This is a genomic window from Streptomyces prasinopilosus, from assembly GCF_001419695.1.
Lineage (GTDB): Bacteria > Actinomycetota > Actinomycetes > Streptomycetales > Streptomycetaceae > Streptomyces > Streptomyces prasinopilosus.
On record NZ_LIRG01000736.1, the window covers coordinates 1 to 2136 of the forward strand.

Below are 2136 nucleotides of genomic sequence, written 5' to 3' on the forward strand. Positions count from 1 at the left end.
GGGGAGAACGAGGGGAGGGGCGGGGAGCGGACGGCGAGGAGGCAGCCATGGGCGGGTCCACCCCACCGCGCGACGGGACGGCCGGGCTGAAGCACGGCTTCGGCTGGCTCGCCGCACTCGGCGTGATCCTGGTGGTCGCCGGTCTCGTCGGTCTCGTCCACACCGCCGTCGCCACCCTGACGACGATGGTGCTGTTCGGCTGGCTGCTGCTGATCGGCGGCGCGGTCTCCCTGCTGCAGGCCGTCCAGGCCCGGCACAGCAACTTCTTCTGGCTCGCGGTGATCGTCGCGGCCCTGAACATCGCGGCCGGCGTGGTGGTCCTGCGCACCCCGGCGGCCGCGGCCGAGGCACTGACCATGTTCGCCGCGCTGCTGTTCCTCACCGGCGGGCTGTTCCGCCTGGTGGGCAGCATGGTGGTGCGCGGCCCGCAGTTCGGTGTGACGCTCCTGCAGGGCGTCCTGGGACTCCTGCTCGGCATCCTGGTGCTGGCCACCTGGCCGGGCAGCAGCCAGTACGTGATCGGCACTTTCCTCTCGCTCACCCTGCTCTTCGACGGACTCGGTCTGATCGCCACCGGCTACGGCGGGCGCAGGATCGTGGGCATGGTCTCCGACCGGCTGACGGACCCCGGGAACACCGGGCCGGACACCAAACCCGTACAACCCGAATAGCCCGTCGAGGCGACACAAGACGGATGGAAACTGTCTCGTGAACCATCACGACGTACTTCAACGGTCAGAAGCGCTCGATATCTGCTGACTTCTGTCCAGGACCTCGGCGTGACGCGCATCGTTACCAACACTCGACGGGTGGTGACAATCGAGCGTGAGGGCGGCGACCGGACGATGGACGACCAGGGGCGCGGACCCGGGCCGCGCCCGGAGGACGAGGACGGGGACAGACCCGCCGGAGCGGAGACCGCACCACCGAGACCGGCTCCGCTGCCGTACGAGGGCGTCTGGCGGTTCACCGCCCCCGCCGTCGACGCCTCGGTCCCGCAGGCGCGCCACGCCGTACGGGACCTGCTGCTGCGCCAGGGGGTGCCGGTCGCCGACGAGGTGGTCCAGGGGCTGCTGCTGATCGTCTCGGAACTGGTCACCAACGCCGTGCGGCACGCGGCGCTGCTCTCCCCGACGCTCGCCGTCGAGGTCGCCGTCGGCGCCGAATGGGTCCGGGTGTCCGTGGAGGACAACCACCCCTACCGCCCGACCGCCCTGGAGGCCGACCACGGCCGCACCGGAGGCCGTGGACTGCTCCTGGTGCGCGAGATCACCCGTGAGGCGAACGGTGTGTGCGACGTCGAGCACACCGCGGGCGGCGGCAAGGTGGTCTGGGCCGCCCTGCCGCTCAAGCCCGCGCGGCGCTGACGGCCGCCCGCACACACCGTGAGGGCCACCACCGGAGTCGGGCTCCCCGCCGGACCCACCGGGCCCGGCCCCCGATCCGCGACCGCCCCCGCGCGGTCACCAGCCCGCCAACGGCCCCGTCAGCTCCCGGACCGCCGGGCGGACCGCGTCCAGCACGGTCATGAACCACGCCGAGAAGGTGTCCTCGGCATGGCGCCGGGCCAGCTCGTCCGGGGTCACGAACGCCGTGGACGCCACCTCCTCGGGATCCACCCGCAGCGGTGCCTGCACCATGCCGACGAACAGGTGGTTGTACTCCTGCTCGACCAGACCGGAGGCCGGGTCCGGGTGGTTGTAGCGCACCGTGCCCGCCTCGGCGAGCAGCGACGGGGACAGCCCCAGCTCCTCGAAGGTCCGCCGGGCCGCCGCCGCGAACGGAGACTCACCGGGGTAGGGGTGCCCGCAGCAGGTGTTGGACCACACGCCGGGGGAGTGGTACTTGCCCAGGGCCCGCTGCTGGATCAGCAGCCGGCCGCGCTCGTCGAAGAGGAACACCGAGAACGCCCGGTGCAGCTGCCCCGGGGGCTGATGGGCGGCGAGCTTCTCCGCGGTGCCGGTCGTCACGCCGTCCTCGTCGACCAGCTCCAGCAGAATCGCCTCGTCGGTGCCGCTCGACGGGGTGTGCGTCGCGGTGGCAGGTGTGATCGGCATACCCATCCTTCATTCGGTCTTCGCACCCCAAGTCTGCCGCACGAATCCGGCACTCCCGGCACCGCCCGCACCGCCCGCA

At 72.0% G+C, this 2136-nt stretch carries 3 protein-coding genes; 2 read left to right on the forward strand and 1 reads right to left on the reverse strand.

Going from position 1 to position 2136, the window contains the following annotated elements:
* Nucleotides 1–47 precede the first annotated feature (47 nt).
* On the forward strand, nucleotides 48–671 hold the full coding sequence (locus tag AOK18_RS25535) for an HdeD family acid-resistance protein (RefSeq protein WP_055695859.1): 624 nt from the start codon (nucleotides 48–50) through the stop codon (nucleotides 669–671).
* A 174-nt stretch (nucleotides 672–845) separates the two neighbouring features.
* Nucleotides 846–1367 carry an ATP-binding protein gene (locus tag AOK18_RS25540; RefSeq protein ID WP_055695860.1) on the forward strand — a complete coding sequence of 174 codons (522 nt, stop codon included), beginning with the start codon at nucleotides 846–848 and terminating at the stop codon, nucleotides 1365–1367.
* A 96-nt stretch (nucleotides 1368–1463) separates the two neighbouring features.
* Here AOK18_RS25540 and idi read toward each other — a convergent pair whose 3' ends face one another.
* Nucleotides 1464–2057, reverse strand: coding sequence for an isopentenyl-diphosphate Delta-isomerase (gene idi, locus AOK18_RS25545; RefSeq protein ID WP_055695861.1), 594 nt, complete (start codon nucleotides 2055–2057; stop codon nucleotides 1464–1466).
* Nucleotides 2058–2136 lie beyond the last annotated feature (79 nt).